This window comes from Micromonospora sp. NBC_01638 (assembly GCF_045209745.1).
GTDB lineage: Bacteria > Actinomycetota > Actinomycetes > Mycobacteriales > Micromonosporaceae > Micromonospora.
The window spans coordinates 1194108-1214143 of sequence record NZ_CP109273.1; the positions used below are offsets into that span (position 1 = coordinate 1194108).

Annotated in this window: 17 protein-coding genes; 5 read left to right on the forward strand and 12 right to left on the reverse strand. The window is 71.6% G+C overall.

From position 1 onward, the window contains the following. Positions 1–35: 35 nt before the first annotated feature. Genes cutA through OG811_RS05530 form a run of 3 tightly spaced genes read right to left on the reverse strand, consistent with a single transcriptional unit; the run spans position 36 to position 2215 of the window. A complete protein-coding gene (gene cutA, locus OG811_RS05520; protein WP_406072625.1) occupies positions 36–356 on the reverse strand; it encodes a divalent-cation tolerance protein CutA in 321 nt (106 codons plus the stop codon). Between the two features lie 9 nt (positions 357–365). Continuing rightward, complete coding sequence (locus OG811_RS05525; protein WP_406072627.1) at positions 366–1382, reverse strand: 1-acyl-sn-glycerol-3-phosphate acyltransferase; 1017 nt, start codon at positions 1380–1382, stop codon at positions 366–368. Beyond that, positions 1382–2215 (reverse strand): patatin-like phospholipase family protein, encoded by an 834-nt coding sequence (locus tag OG811_RS05530; protein WP_406072629.1) that lies wholly within the window; start codon positions 2213–2215, stop codon positions 1382–1384. The genes OG811_RS05525 and OG811_RS05530 overlap by 1 nt, the downstream gene beginning before the upstream one ends. 165 nt (positions 2216–2380) lie before the next feature. Between OG811_RS05530 and OG811_RS05535 the strand changes: the two genes are divergently transcribed. Next, the gene (locus tag OG811_RS05535; RefSeq protein ID WP_406072630.1) at positions 2381–3823 is read left to right on the forward strand and encodes a protein kinase domain-containing protein; all 1443 of its coding nucleotides are present in this window, start codon (positions 2381–2383) and stop codon (positions 3821–3823) included. Positions 3824–3851: 28 nt separating this feature from the next. On the opposite strand, the gene OG811_RS05540 is transcribed toward OG811_RS05535, so the two are convergent. The 9 genes from OG811_RS05540 to OG811_RS05580 all read right to left on the reverse strand — a co-directional run bounded on the left by OG811_RS05540 (position 3852) and on the right by OG811_RS05580 (position 13211). After that, positions 3852–4907, reverse strand: a complete 1056-nt coding sequence (locus OG811_RS05540) for a glycosyltransferase family 4 protein (protein ID WP_406072631.1) — start codon at positions 4905–4907, stop codon at positions 3852–3854. 160 nt (positions 4908–5067) lie between these two features. Next, positions 5068–5730: a BON domain-containing protein gene (locus OG811_RS05545; protein WP_406072632.1), complete on the reverse strand. Its 663-nt coding sequence runs from the start codon at positions 5728–5730 to the stop codon at positions 5068–5070. A 173-nt stretch (positions 5731–5903) separates the two neighbouring features. Continuing rightward, positions 5904–7481 (reverse strand): S1C family serine protease, encoded by a 1578-nt coding sequence (locus tag OG811_RS05550; RefSeq protein ID WP_406072633.1) that lies wholly within the window; start codon positions 7479–7481, stop codon positions 5904–5906. Between the two features lie 62 nt (positions 7482–7543). Beyond that, on the reverse strand, positions 7544–9100 hold the full coding sequence (locus tag OG811_RS05555; protein ID WP_406072634.1) for an ATP-binding protein: 1557 nt from the start codon (positions 9098–9100) through the stop codon (positions 7544–7546). Beyond that, positions 9097–9798, reverse strand: a complete 702-nt coding sequence (locus OG811_RS05560; protein WP_030336721.1) for a response regulator transcription factor — start codon at positions 9796–9798, stop codon at positions 9097–9099. Before OG811_RS05560 ends, OG811_RS05555 begins: the two co-directional genes overlap by 4 nt. 97 nt (positions 9799–9895) lie before the next feature. Then, positions 9896–10507 (reverse strand): PadR family transcriptional regulator, encoded by a 612-nt coding sequence (locus OG811_RS05565; RefSeq protein ID WP_406072635.1) that lies wholly within the window; start codon positions 10505–10507, stop codon positions 9896–9898. Further along, on the reverse strand, positions 10504–11328 hold the full coding sequence (locus OG811_RS05570; RefSeq protein WP_406072636.1) for a DUF4097 family beta strand repeat-containing protein: 825 nt from the start codon (positions 11326–11328) through the stop codon (positions 10504–10506). The genes OG811_RS05565 and OG811_RS05570 overlap by 4 nt, the downstream gene beginning before the upstream one ends. Before the next feature lie 150 nt (positions 11329–11478). Next, the gene (locus OG811_RS05575) at positions 11479–12417 is read right to left on the reverse strand and encodes a lysophospholipid acyltransferase family protein (RefSeq protein WP_406072637.1); all 939 of its coding nucleotides are present in this window, start codon (positions 12415–12417) and stop codon (positions 11479–11481) included. Continuing rightward, positions 12414–13211, reverse strand: coding sequence for a GNAT family N-acetyltransferase (locus OG811_RS05580; protein WP_406072638.1), 798 nt, complete (start codon positions 13209–13211; stop codon positions 12414–12416). The genes OG811_RS05575 and OG811_RS05580 overlap by 4 nt, the downstream gene beginning before the upstream one ends. Positions 13212–13361: 150 nt before the next feature. On the opposite strand from OG811_RS05580, the gene OG811_RS05585 reads away from it, so the two are divergent. From OG811_RS05585 to OG811_RS05600, 4 genes are all read left to right on the forward strand, one after another. Then, positions 13362–14009, forward strand: coding sequence for a hypothetical protein (locus OG811_RS05585; protein WP_406072639.1), 648 nt, complete (start codon positions 13362–13364; stop codon positions 14007–14009). A 142-nt stretch (positions 14010–14151) separates the two neighbouring features. Next, complete coding sequence (locus OG811_RS05590) at positions 14152–15087, forward strand: ATP-binding cassette domain-containing protein (RefSeq protein WP_406072640.1); 936 nt, start codon at positions 14152–14154, stop codon at positions 15085–15087. Then, positions 15084–15908, forward strand: a complete 825-nt coding sequence (locus tag OG811_RS05595) for an ABC transporter permease (RefSeq protein ID WP_406072641.1) — start codon at positions 15084–15086, stop codon at positions 15906–15908. The genes OG811_RS05590 and OG811_RS05595 overlap by 4 nt, the downstream gene beginning before the upstream one ends. A 263-nt stretch (positions 15909–16171) precedes the next feature. Continuing rightward, the gene (locus OG811_RS05600) at positions 16172–19933 is read left to right on the forward strand and encodes a multifunctional oxoglutarate decarboxylase/oxoglutarate dehydrogenase thiamine pyrophosphate-binding subunit/dihydrolipoyllysine-residue succinyltransferase subunit (protein ID WP_406072642.1); all 3762 of its coding nucleotides are present in this window, start codon (positions 16172–16174) and stop codon (positions 19931–19933) included. Positions 19934–20036: the final 103 nt, after the last annotated feature.

The following is a 20036-nucleotide window of genomic DNA, read 5'->3' on the forward strand; positions in this document are numbered from 1 at the left end:
GGCAGCCGACCGGGGCGCGGCCAGAGTGCGCGTACTCAGGGGCGGGTGTGCTCGAACACCCAGGTGGCGTAGTCGGGATTGCCGCTCGCCACCCTGGACACCAGGATCTCCGGCACCTCGTACGGGTGGCTGACCCGGATCTGGTCCACCAGCGCGGAGAGCCGATCGGGCGAGGTCTTGAACTGCACCGACCATTCGGTGCTGGTCTCCACTCCGGACCGCCACCAATAGGTGCTGTCCACCTGACCACCCACCTGGGCGCAGGCGGCGAGCCGACCGGCGACGGCTGCGGCCGCCAGCACGTCGGCAACCGAACGCGCATCCACCACCGTCGTTACCACGCAGATCTGCTGCACGACCGCACCCTACGCGGCATTGTCCCGATTGACCGCGATCCACGCGTCGATCTGCGCCCACCAGTCGAAGAGCCAGTCGATGCGTTGCTGCCGTCCGGTCGGTACGTCCTCCGGCGGCACCGACCAGAACCGCATCACGATCCGCTTGTCCATCGGCAGTTCCCGCCACACGTCGGCGACGGTGAGCATCCGGTCCAGCCCGGTGTGGGCGACGAAGATGACCCCGGCGTCCGGGGCGGCGTCCAGCGCGGCGAGCATCCCGCCGGGCTGCGGGGCGAGCACGTGGCGCATCCGCTCGGCGCGCAGGGCCATCCGTTCCAGGCCGAGGGAACGCAGCCGGGCGATGGCACGCAGTCGTCGCCTGGGGGTGAAGTTGCCGCCCTCCGGGAAGATCACGAACGCGTCGTTGTCGTCCAGGCCGGCGGCCAGGTGCCCGACCTGGCGTACCGTCTCCTCGCCGCGCTCCGGCGTCGGCGCGATGAACCGGTTGGGCAGCCGGTTGAGCAGCACGTCGATCGCCGGGTCCCACTGGAGGCTGTCCTTGAGGACGATCCGTGGCTCCCGGTTGAACCAGTTGACCAGCCCGTGGATCAGGATGAACGAGTCGCCCGGCCCGGCGTGCCGGCAGAGCACCAACTCGGGCCGGCCGGGCAGCGCGGTGTCCGGGTCGGTGCCGACCACGTCGATGCGTAACCGCAGTGTCCAGCGGGCCTGCCAGAACAGCACCCGCAGGAACCAGCCGGCCAGCACGTAGTGTGCGCGCTGGAAGGCCGGGGACCGGGCCCGCCAGCCGAAGCCGGAGGCGACCCAGAGCACGAAGAGCGCGAGCAGCGCGGCGGCATCCCAGACCAGGTAGACGCAGCTGATCCAGAGCAGCCGCAGCGGGCGCAACCGGCCCGGGACCAGCGGCGACGCGGCGGCGGCGAGCAGCGCCCAGACCGGCAATGTGGTGACCACGACGAACGCGAGCACCACCACGGCGGGGGCGATCAACAGCCGACGCAGCCACCTGGGGGGCAACGGCATCACCGCTCCACATGGGTGGCGAGGTAGCGCCGGGAGGCGGTGTACGCCCGGCTGATCCGCCGCCCCACCGCCGCCATGTCCCGGTACGCCCATGGGGTGTCGTCGCGGGGGTTCAGCCCTCCGGTCGGCAGGACGTGCACCTCCACCCCCTCGGGCAGCGCCGCCATCTCCCGGAAGAAGCGGTGCCGGCGGGAGATCTCGAACGCGACCTGCGCGATCTCCCACGGCCGTCGGGGCGGCGTCAGGTCCCGTTCGATCCGACCCACCTGGAGGACGAAGATCTGGCGGGCGCCGACGGCCACCGCCTCGCCGATCGGAATGGAGTTGACGATGCCGCCGTCCACGTAGTGCGCGCCGTTGATCTCCATGGGTGGAAGCAGGCCCGGCACCGAGGCCGACGCCAGCACCGCCGGCACCACCGGGCCACTGTCGAACCAGTGCTCGGCGGCCCGCTCGATGTGTGCGGCGCAGCAGCGGAACGGCACCCGCAGATCGGCGAAGGTGGTGTCCACCCCCAGCTCGGTCTCCAGCAGGCGGCGCAGCGGCCGGGGTGAGTGCAGGTGGGTGCGGGCGGCGAAACGGCGCAGCTGCCGGGCGACCGAGTCGCCGTACACCTCGCTCGCCTCCGGCGAGGCCCAGAGCCGGACCAGACGGTCGGTCACCGCCTCCGACGGGTCGGCGGCGACCAGGGCGCCGTTGACCGCGCCGATCGAGGTGCCGAGCACCAGGTCGGGTTGGATGCCGGCGCGGAACAGCGCTCGCAACATGCCCACCTCGACCGCGCCGAGCACTCCCCCTCCGCCGAGCACGAACGCCACCGGTCCCCCCGCCATGCCCCTCATCCTGGCACGGGACCGCAGCCCGCCGGTCGGCCGCCGTCGCCGGGCGGTAGGCGCACGCCAGGCGCCGCCCGTCGAACGGGTGCGGCAACGGCGTTGACAGGCCGGACTCATTCGCGCAACCTGATACCGCTCCCACCCCTGAGGCAGGTGCGATCGGTGAAGGCAGCACTGCATCCGGGCCGTTTGCTGGCCCGCAGATACCGACTTCTCGACCAGATCGGCGCCGGCGGCATGTCAGTGATCTGGCGTTCCCGGGACGAGGTGCTGGACCGGGTCGTCGCGCTCAAGGTGCTCGCCCCGTCGCTGGCCGCCGACGTGCGATTTCGGGGCATGGTGCGCGATGAGGCCCGGGCCGCCGCCCAGTTGGTGCACCCGCACGTGACCTCGGTGCACGACTACGGCGAGACGGTCGCCCCGGACGGCTCGATCACCTCGTTCGTGGTGATGGAGCTGCTCAGCGGGGAGGAGTTGAAGCTGCGACTCACCGAGGGGCCGTTGCCGTGGGCCGAAGCGGTCCAGGTGGGCGCGCAGGTCGCGGACGCGCTGGCCGCCGCGCACCGGCTCGGCATCGTGCACCGGGACATCACCCCGGCCAACGTGATGATGACCGGGACGGGTGTCAAGGTGCTCGACTTCGGCATCGCCACCCGGATCGGCGCGCCTGACGAGGACGAGGACGGCGAGACCTTCGGCACCCCGGCGTACGTCGCCCCGGAACGGCTCGACGGCGCACCGGCCCAGCCGTCCACCGACGTCTACTCGCTCGGCGTACTGCTGCACGAGGCGCTCACCGGCCGGGTCCCGTACCCGGCGGACACCTGGGAGCAGCTCAGCGCCGCGCTGGCCAGCGGCCCGCCGCCGACGCTGGCCGAGCTGCCGGAGCTGCCCCCGCCGGTGGCCCGGATCTGCCTGCGCAGCCTCGCCCGGAATCCGGCCGATCGGCCGACCGCCCGGCAGGTGGCCACCGCACTACGCGACCAACTGCTGCCGGCCGATCCTCCGGCCGCGACCATCCGGGTGCCCACCCGGCCCCTGCCGCCACGGCCGGCCGCCGTCCCGGCGGTGGCCAAAGAGACGGCGGCCGGGTCGGACGAGACGGCGGCCGGGTCGGGCTGGTCCCGACGGCGACTGGCGCTGCTGCTGGTCCTGGCGATCGGGGTGGCGCTGGCCGGGGTGGCCCTGCTGCCCGATGAGCAGCCGACACACCGGACGCAGCCCACGGTCGGCCCGGTGCCGACGTCGTCGACCGACCCGCCGCTCTCCGCGTCGCCCGAGCCGACCGCCGCATCGCCAACGAAGCCGAGCACCAGGTCACCCGCCTCGGATCCGGGCACCCTGGTCGAGGCCGCCAACCGGGTCGACGGGCTGATCGGCGCCGGGCTGAGTGCCGGTGAGATCCGTGTCGACGTTGGCCTCGACCTGCGCAACGAGCTGCGCAACCTGACCGCCGCGGTCAGCTCCGGCCGCAACGAGCTGGCGCCGCTGGTGGCCCGGCTGCGCGAGAAGGTCGCGGTTCGCCTCGGTGAGGGGGGCATCAGTCCGGCGTACGCGGAGCAGCTCGACGCCGCCATCGCCGAGCTCGGTGCGGCCCGGGTCTGACCGGACGGCGACGCCGAGGTCGGGAGCGTCAGCGGGCCGACACCCGGGCCGGTTCGCGGATGTCGTGTCGCCCGGCAGCGAAGCGCCGGTAGACCTCCGCGTAGCCGTACGCCATCCGCTCGGCCGAGAAGTTTTCCGCGACGTGTGCCACGCAGTCTTCCGGGGCGAGCTGCTCGACAGCGAGCAACGCCGCGGGTAGCTCCTCCGGCTGCTCACAGACCAGCCCGGTCAGCCCGGGCCGGACCAGCTCCGGCACCGCACCCCGGTTGAGCGCGACCACCGGTGTGCCGGTCGCCATCGCCTCCAGCATCACCATGCCGAACGGCTCATCCCACTGGATCGGCATGATCAGGCAACGGGCGTCGACCAGCATCCGGAGGATCTCCGGGCGGTCGGCGTTGAGCACGACGGTCACGTCATCGTCGACCAGCGGCGCGACGACCTGCTCGTAGTAACGGCGCTCGGCCGGCTCGTTGCACTTGCCGGCCAGCACCAACGGCAACCCGGCTGCCCGGCACGCCCCGATGGCGAGGTCCGGACCCTTGTCGGGGCTGAACCGGGCCAGCCACAGCACCGGCCCCGGGCCGGGCTCGGTCTTACGCGGCAAGCCACCGATATCCAGCGCGTTGTGCACCGTGCCGGCCCAGGGCAGGCCAGGGTTCAGCCGGCGTTGGGCGTGCGAGATCGCCACCAGAGCGACACCCGGGTCGATGTCGCCGAGCACGTCGCCGTACTCCCCCACCGGGTTGCCGTGCACGGTTGCGACCGTCGGCACGGCCCGGCGGCCGGCGACCAGCGGGCCGATCGTGGTGTGGTCGTGGATCACGTCGAAGTCGGCCGCCGTGATCAGCCGTTTCACCCGGGCCAGGTGGGCCAGCTCCGGCAGTGACTCGCCGAGCCGCTCGTACTGGACCTCGGGAACGGTGGAGACGAAGCCGTCGGCGGCGGTGCCGTGTTGGCTGCCGGCGCCGAACAGGGTCACCGCGTGCCCCTGGCTGGTCAGCTCGTCCACCAGGGCGGCGACGACCTGCTCAAGGCCGCCGTAGCCGGGCGGCGGCACGGACAACCATGGCGGAACCACCATCGCGATACGCAACAACCGCCTTTTCGGGCGGCCCGCAGGCGGGTGGTTCACGGCCACGAGTCCTCCCCGTTGGTCCCCGGCGCGGTGTCGCCGCCGGTCGGCGTGGTCGGCGGCGGGTTCCCTGTGGCGTCCCGGGTAAACCGGACAAGGTGGACGACGCTCACCCGCCGACCAGAAGTTGGTCGTGAACCACCCGCACTCCCGGCGCAGACCAGGCCACCCGCTCGACCTGGTCGCGTTCCCACCAGGAACGAACCACCCCGGCGAGCACCAGGGTGTCGCCATCCACCTCGACGGTCACCCGCTCGGCGCCGATCGTGCGCAGCAGCGCCCGCTGGACGTCCCGACGCAGCCGTTCAGCGGGTGGAGCCGGGGGTCGTACCTCGATCAGGTTGGTGATCCCCCGTACGCCGTCGAGCCGGCGCAACTCCCCCTCGGCAGCGCGGCGCTGCCACCCGAACTCGACCTCACCACGGATCATCAGCCAGCCGTTCGCCACGGTCAGGTCCAGCCGCTCGGCGGGCACGAAGCTGTCCCACTCCAGCGCGCGAGAGGCGGCGAGGGCGACCTCGGCGTCGGTACGCCCCGGCGTGCCGGGCAGCCGCACCTCGATCTCGTCGGCTACCGCCCGTACGCCGCGAACCCGCTGAGCGCACCGGGTCGCGGCCCAACTGCGGGCGGCGCCGTCCACGAACCCGGTCAGCGTGACCACGCCCTCGTTCACGGTCACGCCGATCTCGTTCGGTTGCAGCCGGGCGTCCCAGGCCAGCTCCGCCAGGACGTCGCGTTGAATCCGCCCGTCGTCGCGGACATCGTCGGTCATGACACCCCCCGGTTTCGGTTACGCGCCCACCGAACCTGTCGGACAGAGGGGTGACGGCGGTTCACCCGATCCGGGTGAACCGCCGTCCGGGCGGAAAAAGCGGCGGGTGACGGAGCCGACCCCCTCGGCCCCGCCACCCGCCGCCAGCGGGAGGAGGCAGGTTCAGATATCCGTCAGGACGTCTCGGCAAGCGTCACGGTTGCCGACTTCTCGACGCCGTTCCGCTTGAACTGCACCTCGACCCGGTCGCCGACCTTGCCGGCCTGCACCGCGCCGACCAGGTCGTCAGAATCGTTGATCGGCTTGTCACCGAACCGGGTGACGACGTCGCCACGCTGGAGGCCGGCCTTCTCGGCCGCGCTGCCCGCGGTGACCGACGCGACGAGCGCGCCACCGCCCTCGGCCCGGTTGACGCCCACTCCGAGCGACGGGTGGCTGACCTTCTCGCCGCGCTGGAGCTTGCCCGCGACGTCCTTGGCCTTGTTGCTGGGGATGGCGAACCCGACGCCGATGTTGCCGGTGCTCTGCCCGGAGGTCGCGATGGCGGTGTTGATGCCGATCACCTCGCCCCGGGTGTTGACCAGCGCGCCGCCGGAGTTGCCGGGGTTGATCGGTGCGTCGGTCTGGAGCAGACCGGAGATCGAGCTGACGGGCTGGCCCTGCTGGGTCGGGTCCTGCTGCTGGCCCTCGCCGGCCCGGATGGTGCGGTCCCGGGCGCTGAGGATGCCCGAGGTCACCGACCCCTGCAGGCCGAGCGGGCTGCCCAGGGCGAGCACCTGGTCGCCGACCTGCATGGCGTCGCTGTCACCGAGTTTGGCTGGCTTGAGGTCGCTCACCCCGTTGGCCTTGACCACCGCCAGGTCGGTCTTCGGGTCCGTACCGATGATCTTCGCGTCGGCGGTCTTGCCGTCAGCGAAGACCACCCGCACGATGCCGCCAGCGGCGGAGGCGACGACGTGGTTGTTGGTCAGCACGTACCCGTCGGCGCTGAGCACCACCCCGGAACCCTCACCGCTGTCGGTGGTGATCGAGACGACGCTGTCCTGCACGGACGCGGCGATCCTCGGCAGGTCGGCGCCGTTGATCACCGGGGCCGCGGAGTAGGTGCGGGTGATACCGCCGCCGTCGCCGTCGAGGGCGAGCGCGAACGCTCCGCCGGCCACGCCGGATCCGAGCATCAGGGCGAACACCGCGACGCCGGCGCCGGCGAACTTGGCGATCCGACCGGGCCGGGGGCCGCTGCCGGGCGGCGCGACCTGTGGGCCCCACGGCGGGACCGGCTGCCCCGGGTGCTGGGCGTGCTGGGCGTGCTGCTGGTGCGGCGGGTACGCCATACCCGGCTGCCCCCCGCCAGCCCAGCCAGACTGCTGGCCCGCGTGCCAGGGGGGACCGGGGTACTGGCCGGCGGTCGGCTGCGGGTAGCCGGGCTGGCCGGCCGCCGGGTAGCCGGAGACCGGGTACGGCGGTGCGGAAGGGGTGGCGGCCGGGGGCTCGTACCCGGTCGGCTGGGCGGCGGCCGGCGGCGCGCTGGCCGGCGGCCCGGCGTACGCGGCGGGGGCGGTCGGTGCGTCCGGCGTGGGCGGAGTGAAGGCGGTGGTCTCCGCGTCACCGGTGGTCGACACGGCCGGGACGGGAGTGGTCGGGGAGTCGGACTGCGCGCGCTCGTCACGCGGCAGCTCGGCGGTGAGGTGCGACGGCTCGGCGTCGGTGGGGGCCGGCCGGCGCTGCGGGTCGGACTCGAACTCGGTCATGGCACTACCTTCTCCCTCGGCACTGCGATCACGCTGGAACCGTCCTGGAAGTTCCCTGAAAGTCACTCGCCCACTCCGTCGACCTGTGGCAGCAGCGGCAGCCGGACCCGGAAGGTGGCCCCACCGCCGGGCGTGTCGGCCACCTCGACCGAGCCGTGGTGAGCGGCGACCAGCGCCGCCACGATGGCCAGGCCGAGGCCGGTGCCGGTGTTGCCGTCGGCCCGCCGCGTGCGCGCCGCGTCGGCCCGGTAGAACCGCTCGAAAACCCGTTCCGCCTGCTCGGCCGAGAGGCCTGGGCCGGTGTCGGCCACCTCCACGACGGCGAGGTCCCCCGGTTCGGCACGCAGCCGGACCCGGATCTCGGCGTCCGGCGGGGTGTGGGTCAGCGCGTTGGTGACCAGATTGCCGATCACCTGACGCAGCCGCGCGTCGTCGGCCGAGACGACGAGCGGGCCCGATTCAGGCTCGATGTCCAGCTCGATCCGCCGATCCGGAGCCATCGCCCGGGCGGCGTGCACGGCGTCGGAGGCGAGCACCGGCAACTCCACCGGAGTCAGCGAGAGCGGCCGTTCCCGGTCCAGGCGGGCGAGCAGCAGCAGGTCCTCCACCAGCAGCCCCATCCGGGCCGCCTCGTCCTCGATCCGGCGCAGGAGGCCGGCGGTCTGCTCCGGCGCACGGGCCGCGCCCTGCCGGTACAGCTCGGCGAAGCCGCGGATGGTGGTCAGCGGGGTCCGCAGCTCGTGCGAGGCGTCGGCGACGAACTGCCGCATCCGCTCCTCCGAGCGGATGGCCCGCGTCTCGGACACCTGAGCGGCGACAGCAGCGTCCCGGGCAGCGCTCTCCGCCCAGCGCGCCGCGCTCTCCGAGGCGGCTCGGGCGGTGAACGCCGCCTCGATCTGGGTGAGCATCGCGTTCAACGCACGCGAGAGTCGGCCCAGCTCAGAGGTCGGATATTCCTGCCCCTGCTCCGGGTCGGGCACCCGGCGGGTCAGGTCACCGCCCGCAATGGCGGCAGCGGTCTGTTCGATCTCGACGAGGGGCTTGAGGCTGGTCCGGACGATCGCCGCGCCGACCGAGGCCAACATGACCAGCACGGCGCCGCCGACCAGGAGGTCGATCCAGACGAGCTGCTTCACCGCCCGATCCACGTCGGTCAGCGGCTGCCCCACGGCGAGCACGGAGCCGTCACGCTGGGGGGCGTAGTACACCCGCCACCGGGTGTAGCCGTCATGGGACACGACGGTCTTCGGCTCGCCCTCCTCCGCCTCGAAGCCCGCACGGCTGGTGGGGAACGCGGGCAGCTGGTCGAGGTCGAGACTGCGGTCGTCGTACGTGGGTGCGTACACCCGCTGCTCGTCGGCCACGATCACGACGTAGTCACTGGGCAGCATCGCGTTGATTTCCCCGCTGCGCAGCTTCGGGAGCAGCTGGCCGAGACCCTGGGCAGTCGACCTGATCTGGCCGTCCACCTGGCCCTCCAGGTAGTTGCGCAGGAAGTAGGCGGTCAGCGAGCTGATCACCAGCAGCGCGACGGCGACCAGTGCCAGCACCGAGGTGACCAGCTTGACCCGCAGCGGAACGCTGCGTACCCGTCCCTTCGCCTGCTGGACCGCGTTCACGCCGCCGGCTTGCGCAGCACGTACCCGACGCCACGCAGGGTGTGGATCAGTCGGGGCTGGGTCGTGTCGACCTTGCGCCGCAGGTAGGAGATGTAGGACTCGACGATGTTGTCGTCGCCACGGAAGTCGTAGTTCCAGACGTGGTCGAGGATCTGTGCCTTGGACAGCACCCGGTTGGCGTTGAGCATCAGGTAGCGCAGCAGCTTGAACTCGGTCGGCGAAAGCTGCACGCGCTGGCCGGCCCGGTGCACCTCGTGGGTCTCCTCGTCCAACTCGAGGTCGGCGAAGGTGAGCCGGGACGGGGCCTGCTCGCCGGTCGTGGTGCGACGTAGCACGGCGCGGATCCGGGCGGTCAACTCCTCCAGGCTGAACGGCTTCGTGACGTAGTCGTCGCCGCCCAGGGTCAGCCCACGGATCTTGTCGTCGGTGGCGTCCCGAGCGGTCAGGAAGACCACCGGGGTACGCGTGCCGCCCTCGCGGAGCATCCGGATGACCTCGAAGCCGTCCAGGTCCGGCAGCATCACGTCGAGCACCACCAGGTCGGGCCGGTGGTCCTTGGCGGCGTTGAGCGCGGCGCTCCCACTTGTCGCGGTGGCTACGTCGAAGCCCGCGAACCGCAGGCTCGCGGAGAGCAGTTCGAGGATGTTGGGGTCGTCCTCGACGACGAGCAGACGCGCCTCGGTCTGGGTAGCGGGCATGTGCCCATCATCGGTGACGTCACTGCGCCTACGCTGGACGATTCCTGCAAAAAGCCTGTGAGTCCCGGCCGTTTCTCCGGCCGCTCGGCACCGCTGGTCAGCGCAGCAGGCGGCGCAGCCCGTCCAGGGCGCCGTCGAGCAGCCGGATCGCGGTGCGCAGCTGGCCGTCGCTGAACTGCCGGGCGCGCACCAGCCGGCCCACCTCGGCACTGAACGCGGTCAGCCGCTGGTCGAACTCGTCGAGCAGCGCGGCGTGCGGCCCGGCGGCCGACGTCGGCCGGGGAGACGGTGCCGGTGCCTCCCAGCGGGTACGCCGGGTCTGCCGGGTGGCCTCGCTCAGCTCCCGCTTGAGGTCGCGTGCCGAGCCGCGTACCTCGCTGCGGATCTCGCCGGCCAGGGTGGAGAGGTCCGCCACCGAGGCCGCGATGTCCGCCTCCAGCGCGGTCAGCTCGCCGGCCCGCTGGCGCAGCTCGGCACGGCCAGTGTCGGTGATCTCGTACGTCTTGCGGCCACCGGCGGCGGTGTGGCTCACCAGACCCTCAACCTCCAGCCGTTGCAGGCGGGGGTAGATGGTGCCGGCGCTGGGCGCGTAGAGCCCGAGGAACCGGTCCTCCAGCAGGCGGATCAGCTCGTACCCGTGCTTGGGGCCGTCGTCGAGGAGCTTGAGCAGATAGAGCCGGAGCCGTCCGTGGCTGAACACGGCGGTCACGGCAACTCCTCCCCATCGTCGTCGACAGCTCGGGCGAGCAGGGCGATGCTTCCCGAGGTCGCGGAAGCCCAGAGCTTACCTTCGCCGGCGCCGAGCACTCCCTCGCTGTTGAACAGTGGAAACGTCGAGGTGCGCACCTGCGGGAAGCCACTGGTGATCCGGCCCGAGGCGGTCTGTAGTTGGACGGCGAGGTCGCTGTCCTCGCGGACCCGGACGGTGATGCTGCCCGAGATGGTGGTCAGCCGGATCTCGCTGCGCCGAGGATTGTCCAGGTCGCACGTGATGGCACCGGAGACGGTCTGCGCCCGCACCCGGTCGGCGGCGCTGTCGGCAATGATCACCTCGCCGGAGACCGTGTCCAGAGTGAGGTCGCCGCGTACGCCGAGCGCCTCCACCGGGCCGGAGGTGATCTGCGCGGAGGTGTTGCCGCGCAGGCCCATCAGGGTGATCTGGCCGGCGACGACGTGGACCGTGGTCTGCCGGCGCAGGCCGGAGGCGACCAGCGATCCCGCGACCAGGCCCAGATCGGCGAGGACATCGGCGGGCACGGCGACGGAGACGTCCACCCGCGGATAGCGGTGGATCATCCGGAACCACCGCAGGACGTCCGACCAGCCCCGGCCGCGCTCCTGCCGGATGTTGAGCCGACCGTCGGCGTGCTCGATCAGGACCGGTCGGCGACCGACCTGGGTGACGTCGATCCGGGTCGGGCCGTCGGTGGCGACCACGTTGAGCCGTCCGCTCACCAGGCGGACGTTCAGCCGGGTGACCGGGCCGTCCATGGTGAGCCGCTGTGGGCTCTCGACCGTCCATTCGGCCATGGCGTCCCCCTCTCGACGGCGCGCGGACACGCGCCTGACAGGGAGCACAGTAACGCGATACATCGCGACAGCACAAGACAGGTCGCGAGTTGGTCGTCGTCCGGCCGGCCAACTCGGGCACCCGCACGAGCGCGCCGCCTGCCGCTCCCCTCAGGCCGCCAGGTCCAGCTCCCGGCCGTTGACCGGCGTCGGCACGGGAACGGCCGGGGTCACCGTGGGCACCGCACGCAGCCGGGCCCGCGCCACGGCACCCGCCTTGGGCAGCAGGTGTACGGCCGACTCGGCGGCCCGGGCCAGCAACCGCCGGTCGGCGTCCCGGGCCGGGTGCAGCGCGGCGGCGATGGTCACCGACACCACCAGTTCCCGCGCCGCGACCACCCGGGTCACCGACCGCAGCAGGGTGTCCGCACCGAGGAAGGCGGCGGCCGTGGTGGTCGTCCCGGTGGCCTCGCAGCGATAGGCGAGCCGCAGCGGCACCACCGGGCTGCCCGTGTCGATGGCCGCCTGAAACGCCGCGGGCCGGAAACCGCCACCGGGGCGGCAGTCGGCAGCGCCATCACCAGCGCACCAGGTCGTACCCTCCGGAAAGACCGCCACCGACCGGCCGGCGCGCAGCGTGTCGGCGACCCGGCCGACGGTGCTCGGCAGCGCCCGCGGCCGGGAACGGTCCACGAAGACCGTGCCCGCCGCCGCGGCCAGCAGCCCGACCACCGGCCAGGAGCGGATCTCCCGCTTCGCGACCATCCGGGCCGGCGCGACGGCCAGCATCGCGAGGATGTCCAGCCACGACACGTGGTTGGCGACCAGCAGCGCCCGCCGCCGGGGCAGCCGACCCCGGATCACGAGTCGGACGCCGAAGGCGCGGGCGCTGGCCCGAGCCCAGCCGCGTACCGCCGCCTGCCGTTCCCGGGTCGGGAGCACGGGCAGCAGCACCACCAGTCCGACCCCGGCCAGCAACATGCCGGTCGCGGCGACCAACCGGAGCACCCGTCGGGCCACCGGCACCGTGGGCACCTCGCCGGCCCTCGGCAGGCAGTCGTCGTCGCAGCCCGACGAGGGCCGCCACAGCTCGTGCGGCACGGCGGTCACCGCTGCGCCTCCTCGCCCAGGAAGTGCCGCAGGTAGCGCGGGTTCATCCGGTCCAGGGAGAAGAGCACGTAGAAGTCCGCGCACCCGAAGTCGGGGTCGTACGACGGCTCGCCGCAGATCCATGCGCCGAGCCGGAGGTACCCCCGCAGCAGTGGCGGCACCGCAACGCGCCCGGCCGGATCGGCAGCGGCGACCGGGGCAGTGGCGACCCGGTGGTGAGCGGCGGCCTGGTCGGCGAACCAGGGCCGCAGCGGGCGGACCCGCAGCGGCGGCGGCGACAGGTGCCGGGTCTGGGCCTGGGTCCACACCTCGGCGACCATCCGCCCACCGTCGGCCACCGGCACCGAGGCGCAGCCACCGAGCCAGCGGGAGCCCCGCAGGTGCAGGTACCGGATGATGCCGGCCCACATCAGGTTGATCACCGCGCCCGAGCGGTGATCCGGGTGTACGCAGGACCGGCCCGCCTCGACCAGGTCGTCGCGGAGGGGGTCGAGCGCGGTCAGGTCGAACTCGTCCTCGGCGTACCGCCGGTTGGTGCGGCCGGGCGGCAGCAGCCGGTAGGTGCCGACCACCTCGCCCGTGCTGTCCTCGCGGACGATGAGGTGGTCGCAGTACGCGTCGAAGGGGTCCACGTCCAATCCGGGCTCGCCGGGAAGGAGGGTGGCGCCGAGTTCAGTGGCGAACACCTCGTGACGCAGGCGTTGCGCGGCCGCGACCTGGATGGGGTCGTCGGCGATCAGCAGGGTGTATCCGCTGGTCGTCAGGGGTGCGCCAGCGGCATGCAGAACGGCCATGGGATCTGTGTAGGTGCCCGGGTTGCCATCCACGGGGACCACCGGTGTCGATCGGATGAACGCCGGTCGGCGGATGGGTCCGACCACCTCCGTGCGAGGCTGCCGATACGGACCGGCGACGGCGCCGGCACGCCCCACCGGAGGTCGACGATGCGCATCGAGTCCCGCTACAACGGGCCACCCGGTTCCGGCAACGGCGGCTGGAGCGCGGGGGTGTTCGCCGCCGAGGCGGGCGGCACCGGACCGGTCGAGGTGACGCTGCGCCGGCCACCACCCCTGGAGACCGAGCTGAGTCTTGTCGGCGGCGAGGTCCGCGACCCGGCCGGCGAGCTGGTGGCGGAGGTGCGCCCGACCGGGTTGGTCGATGCCGTCGTACCCCCTGCCGACCTGGACACCGCGGCGGCTGCGGCGGCCCACTACCCCGGCCTGGTCGAGCATCCGTTCCCCGGCTGTTACGTCTGTGGGCCACAGCGGGCGGACGGGCTGCGGATCTTTCCCGGCCGGCTGCCGGACGGGCGGACCGCCGCGCCGTTCCGGGCACCCGAGCAGGTCAGCGAGGCCACGGTCTGGGCCGCGCTGGACTGCCCCGGCGGTTGGACGGTGCTCGCGCCGGGCCGCCCGTACCTGCTGGGCCGGATCGCCGCCGTGGTCTCGGCGCTGCCAGGGCCGGGCGACGAATGCGTGGTGACCGGGGCTCTGCTCGGCGTCGATGGGCGCAAGGCGCTCGTGCACACCAGCCTGTACGGCCCGAACGGCGCCCTGCTCGGCGCGGCACGGGCCACCTGGATCGGGCGCTAAACTCCGGCTGTCGTCCCTGGGGAGGAGCCGCCTCCACCCTGCGACGGACCGCACAGTACGGACCGCGTCTAATTGACCTTGTTGCCACTGGCCGTCACGCTGTGCCACGGCGTACCTCGACGCCACGCACGGGAGGAGAACAATGACTGACGGGCAGCGAAGCCCCACCAGCGACGGTCAGATCGTGGTGTCCGGTCTGACGAAGCAGTACAAGAGCGTTCGGGCGGTGAACAACCTGTCCTTCACCGTGGCGCCGGGGCGGGTGACCGGCTTCCTCGGCCCGAACGGCGCTGGCAAGACCACGACCCTACGCATGCTGCTGAACCTGGTCACGCCCACCGCCGGCACGGCCACCATCAGCGGCAGCCGGTACGCCGACCTCGCTGACCCGCTACGGCACGTCGGCGCGGTGCTGGAGGCGTCCAGCGCGCACAAGGGCCGTACCGGCATCAACCACCTGCGGGTGATCTGCGCGGCGGCCGGGCTGCCGAAGCAGCGGGCCGACGAGGTGTTGGCCCTGGTCGGGTTGACCCCGGCGGCGAAGCGCAAGTTCAAGGGTTACTCGCTGGGCATGAAGCAGCGGCTCGGTATCGCCGCCGCGATGCTCGGTGACCCTCGGGTGCTGATCCTCGACGAGCCGGCCAACGGGCTGGACCCGGAGGGCATCCGTTGGATGCGCGGGTTCCTCAAGAACCTCGCCCACGAGGGCCGTACGGTGCTGGTCTCCAGTCACCTGTTGTCGGAGATGCAGCTGCTCGCCGACGACGTGGTGATCATCGCGGCCGGGCAGCTCGTCCGCCAGGGGCCGGTCGATCAGGTCCTCGGGTCGATGGCGCAGGGCGCCCGGATCCGGGTCCGTACGCCGCAGGCCGAGGCGCTGATCACCGCGCTGAAGGCGCAGTCGGCCACCGTCGACACCGACGAGCAGGGCGTCCTGCTGGTCGGCGGAGTGGACGCCCCGACAGTCGGCCGGGCCGCCCTGGCCGCTGGCGTGGAGCTGCACGAACTGACCCCGGAACGGCCCGACCTGGAACGGGTCTTCCTGGAGCTGACGGCCGGAAAGGCGGACATCCGATGAACCTGGTCCGATCCGAGCTGCTCAAGATCCGCACCACCAGCACCTGGTGGATCTTCGCGCTCATCTCGCTGCCGCTCTGGGCACTCACTCTGCTCATCAACTGGCTGCAGGCCGAAACCCTGACCAACGGGGACCTCAGCGAGGTGCCGGCCGACCAGACCGACACCCTGGTGGCCGTTGCCAGCCCCGACGCGCTCTCGTCGAACCTGTTCACCACCGGGCAGTTCTTCGGCCTGCTGATCGTGATGCTGCTCGGCATCATCGTGGTGACCAGCGAGTTCTTCCACCAGACGGTGACCACCACGTTCCTGACCCAACCGCATCGCACGGCGGTGATGGGTGCCAAGCTGGCGGCGGCGGGCATACTGGCGCTGCTGTTCTGGCTGGTCACCACCGTGTTCAACCTGATCGCCGGCTCGGCGGTGCTGAACGCGGTCGGGATCGAATCGCAACTGGGCAACGACGCCGCCTGGCGGGCGATCGGGTTGAACCTGCTCGCCTACCTGCTGTGGGCGGTGTTCGGCGTCGGCATCGGTGTGCTGATCCGCAGCCAGATCGGCGCCACCGTGACCGGCATCCTGCTCTACCTGGGCGGCTCGATCGGCGCCATCTTCGTGATCGCCATCCTGGCCGATCGCTGGGGTGACTGGATCAACAACCTGCAGTTGCTGGTGCCGTCGCTGGCCTCGTCGCTGATGGTCACCGGGGCGGACATCCCGGGCAACCCGCCGCGCTGGGCCGGCGCCGCCGTGCTGATCGGATACGCGGTGGTGACCGGCGTGGTCGGCACCCTGCTGATGCGTCGGCGCGACATCTCCTGATGGACGGCCCCCGGGTGGTGGCGTTGCCTGCCGCGACCCGGGGGCCAGGCCAGCTCGCGCTGCGCCCTAGCAGTGATCGACGGGACCCGCAGGAGATGCTGAACTTCTGGCATCTTCTGTGAAACCGGCCACGGGACCGAGGCGGAAATGCCGACCGGATCTTTACGGCGTAGCCTGGGACCCGTCCAGTCCGTGCCCTAATCGGGCGCAAGGGACACACCGCGTGCCACACAAAACCCGCGTGAAAGAGGCGATTACCGGCCGTGTCGACCCAGCAGACTTCGCAGGAGAACCCGCTAGCGGGTTTCGGCCCGAATGAGTGGATCGTCGAGGAGATGTACCGGCGCTACCTCGCCGACCCAACGAGCGTCGATTCGGCCTGGCATGACTTCTTCGCCGACTACCGCCCGGCGCCGGGCGCAGGCACGCCGAGTGAGGCCGAGTCGTCGGACAAGCCGGCCGCCGCGCCGCAGCCGGACGGCCAGCCGGAGGCAGCCGCCACGGTCAGCCAGCCGAGCGCCACGGCGCAGCCGGTGACCGCGAGCAAGCCGGCCGTTGCCCGGTCGGCACCAGCCAAGCCCGCCGCCGCCGCGCCGGCTCCGACCAAGGCCGCACCGGAGAAGGCCGCCCCGGCCAAGCCGGCTGCGAAGCCCGCCGCGCCGAGCGCCGACGGCCCGCAGACCACTCCGCTACGCGGTGTCGCCGCGAAGATCGTCCAGAACATGGACGCCTCGCTGAGCGTGCCGACCGCGACCAGCGTGCGCGCGATCCCGGCCAAGCTGCTGGTGGACAACCGCATCGTGATCAACAACCACCTCGCCCGGGGGCGCGGCGGCAAGGTCAGCTTCACCCACCTGGTCGGCTACGCACTGGTCCGGGCGCTGGTCCAGCACCCCGAGATGAACAACTCCTTCGCCGAGACCAACGGCAAGCCGGCGGTGGTCCGCCCGCCGCACGTCAACCTCGGCATCGCGATCGACCTGGTCAAGCCGGATGGCAGCCGCAACCTGGTGGTCCCCTCCATCAAGGGCTGCGAGCAGATGGACTTCCGGCAGTTCTGGCAGGCGTACGAGGACGTGGTCCGGCGGGCGCGGCGCAATGAGCTGACCATGGACGACCACTCCGGCACCACGATCTCGCTGACCAACCCGGGCGGCATCGGCACCGTGCACTCGATGCCGCGGCTGATGCAGGGGCAGAGCGCGATCATCGGTGTCGGCGCGATGGAATACCCGGCCCCCTACCAGGGCATGTCCGAGGCCACCCTCGCCGAGCTGGCCGTCAGCAAGATCATCACGCTGACCAGCACGTACGACCACCGGATCATCCAGGGCGCGCAGTCCGGCGAGTTCCTCAAGGTGATGCACGAGCTGATCCTTGGCGAGCACGGCTTCTACGACCAGATCTTCACCTCGCTGCGCATCCCGTACGAGCCGGTGCGGTGGATGCGCGACGTGGCGGTCAACTCCGAGGGCCAGATCAACAAGACCGCCCGGGTGCACGAGCTGATCCACGCGTACCGGGTGCGGGGTCACCTGATGGCCGACACCGACCCGCTGGAATTCAAGATCCGCAAGCACCCCGACCTGGACGTCCTCCAGCACGGGCTCACCCTGTGGGACCTGGACCGCGAGTTCCCGGTCAACGGCTTCGCCGGCCGGCAGCGGATGAAGCTGCGCTCGATCCTCGGCGTGCTGCGCGACTCGTACTGCCGCCGGGTCGGCATCGAGTACATGCACATCCAGGACCCGGAGGAGCGGCGCTGGATCCAGGAACGGATCGAGCGCAAGTACGAGAAGCCGGCCGCCGACGAGCAGAAGCACGTGCTCAACCGGCTCAACGCCGCCGAGGCGTTCGAGACCTTCCTGCAGACCAAGTACGTCGGCCAGAAGCGTTTCTCGCTGGAGGGCGGCGAGTCGCTGATCCCGCTGCTCGGCGAGGTGCTGGAGTGCTCCGCCGAGAACGGTCTGGACGAGGTCGTCATCGGCATGGCGCACCGGGGTCGGCTCAACGTGCTGGCCAACATCGTCGGCAAGCCGTACGAGAAGATTTTCTCCGAGTTCGAGGGTCACCTGGACCCGCGTTCGACGCAGGGCTCCGGCGACGTGAAATACCACCTGGGCCAGAACGGCAAGTTCACCACCCCCGACGGCGAGCACGCGGTCAAGGTGTCGGTGGTGGCCAACCCGTCGCACCTGGAGGCTGTCGACCCGGTGCTGGAGGGCATCGTCCGGGCCAAGCAGGACCGGATAGACCTCAAGCTGGAGGGCTACACCGTGCTGCCGCTGTTGGTGCACGGTGACGCCGCGTTCGCCGGGCAGGGGGTCGTCGCCGAGACGCTCAACCTGTCGCAGCTGCGCGGCTACCGCACCGGCGGCACCGTGCACGTGGTGGTCAACAACCAGGTCGGCTTCACCACCGCCCCGGAATACAGCCGGTCCAGCCTCTACAGCACCGACGTGGCCCGGATGATCCAGGCGCCGATCTTCCACGTCAACGGCGACGACCCGGAGGCCGTGGTCCGGGTGGCCCGGCTGGCTTTCGAATACCGGCAGACGTTCAACAAGGACGTCGTGATCGACATGGTCTGCTACCGCCGGCGCGGACACAACGAGGGCGACGACCCGTCGATGTCCAACCCCCAGATGTACAAGATCATTGACTCGAAGCGCTCGGTCCGCAAGCTCTACACCGAGGAGCTGATCGGTCGCGGCGACATCACCGTGGAGGACGCGGAAGAGCTGCTGCGCGACTACCAGGCGCAGCTGGAGAAGGTCTTCAAGGCCACCCGGGACGCCGCCTCGGCACCGCGCCAGCTCAACCGGCCGCACCGCGAGGAGGAGCCGGAGCCGCAGGTCGACACCGCCACCGACGCGTCCGTGGTGAAGGCGATCGGCGAGGCGCACATCAACCTGCCGGAGGGCTTCACCCCGCACAAGCGGATCCAGCAACTGCTGGACCGGCGGGCCAAGATGTCCGTCGAGGGCAACATCGACTGGGGCTTCGGCGAGATCATCGCGCTCGGGTCGCTGCTGCACGACGGGGTCACCGTCCGGCTGGCCGGGCAGGATTCGCGGCGCGGCACGTTCGTCCAGCGGCACGCCTCGGTGGTCGACTCCCGCACCGGTGACGACTACCTGCCGCTGATGTCGCTCACCGGCGACGGCGAGCGCTCCCGGTTCTTCGTGCACGACTCGCTGCTCAGCGAGTACGCGGCGATGGGCTTCGAGTACGGCTACTCGGTGGAGAACATCAACGCGCTCGTCGCCTGGGAGGCCCAGTTCGGCGACTTCGTCAACGGCGCCCAGTCGGTGATCGACGAGTTCATCTCGTCCGGCGAGGTGAAGTGGGGCCAGCGCTCCGCCGTCACCCTGCTGCTGCCGCACGGCCACGAGGGCCAGGGCCCGGACCACACGTCCGGCCGGCCGGAGCGGTTCCTGCAGATGTGCGCCGAGGACAACATGCGGGTGTCCATCCCGACCACCCCGGCGAACTACTTCCACCTGCTGCGCCGCCAGGCCCTGTCGCCCAAGCGCAAGCCGCTGGTGGTGTTCACGCCGAAGTCGCTGCTGCGACACAAGCTCTGCATCTCGTCGGTGGAGGACTTCACCACCGGCACCTTCCAGCCGGTGCTGCGCGACACGGCCGCCCCGGCACCGGAGACGGTGAAGCGGGTGCTGCTCTGCTCCGGCAAGGTCTACTACGACCTGTTCCAGGCCCGCCAGGATCGCGGCATCACCGACACCGCGATCATCCGGATCGAGCAGCTGTACCCGCTGCCGGTGGAGGAGATCCGGGCCGCCCTCGCGCAGTACCCGAACGCGGAGGACTTCGCCTGGGTCCAGGAGGAGCCCGCCAACCAGGGCGGCTGGTCGTTCGTGGCGCTCAACCTGTTGGAGCACCTCACCGACGTGCGGCTGCGCCGGATCTCCCGCCCGGCCGCGGCCGCCCCGGCGGTCGGTTCCGCCAAGACGCACGAGGTGGAGCAGAACGCGCTGATCGAGGCGGCACTTCCCCGCCCGTGACCTGACCGCAGCACGAGAGCCGGGGCAGGGCCGTTCACCGCGGCCCTGCCCCGGCTCCGTCGGCCCACCCGCCCACCTGCCCGGCCGGAGCCGGGCCAAGCAC

What these genes read in the sequence shown, in the direction of transcription:
- OG811_RS05595 (WP_406072641.1), top strand. Translation starts at nt 15,084, where the DNA reads ATGAACCTGGTCCGATCCGAGCTGCTCAAGATCCGCACCACCAGCACC.
- OG811_RS05540 (WP_406072631.1), bottom strand. Translation starts at nt 4,907, where the DNA reads ATGGTGGTTCCGCCATGGTTGTCCGTGCCGCCGCCCGGCTACGGCGGC.
- OG811_RS05580 (WP_406072638.1), bottom strand. Translation starts at nt 13,211, where the DNA reads ATGGCCGTTCTGCATGCCGCTGGCGCACCCCTGACGACCAGCGGATAC.
- OG811_RS05585 (WP_406072639.1), top strand. Translation starts at nt 13,362, where the DNA reads ATGCGCATCGAGTCCCGCTACAACGGGCCACCCGGTTCCGGCAACGGC.
- OG811_RS05560 (WP_030336721.1), bottom strand. Translation starts at nt 9,798, where the DNA reads ATGCCCGCTACCCAGACCGAGGCGCGTCTGCTCGTCGTCGAGGACGAC.
- OG811_RS05590 (WP_406072640.1), top strand. Translation starts at nt 14,152, where the DNA reads ATGACTGACGGGCAGCGAAGCCCCACCAGCGACGGTCAGATCGTGGTG.
- OG811_RS05570 (WP_406072636.1), bottom strand. Translation starts at nt 11,328, where the DNA reads ATGGCCGAATGGACGGTCGAGAGCCCACAGCGGCTCACCATGGACGGC.
- OG811_RS05525 (WP_406072627.1), bottom strand. Translation starts at nt 1,382, where the DNA reads ATGCCGTTGCCCCCCAGGTGGCTGCGTCGGCTGTTGATCGCCCCCGCC.
- OG811_RS05550 (WP_406072633.1), bottom strand. Translation starts at nt 7,481, where the DNA reads ATGACCGAGTTCGAGTCCGACCCGCAGCGCCGGCCGGCCCCCACCGAC.
- OG811_RS05545 (WP_406072632.1), bottom strand. Translation starts at nt 5,730, where the DNA reads ATGACCGACGATGTCCGCGACGACGGGCGGATTCAACGCGACGTCCTG.
- OG811_RS05530 (WP_406072629.1), bottom strand. Translation starts at nt 2,215, where the DNA reads ATGGCGGGGGGACCGGTGGCGTTCGTGCTCGGCGGAGGGGGAGTGCTC.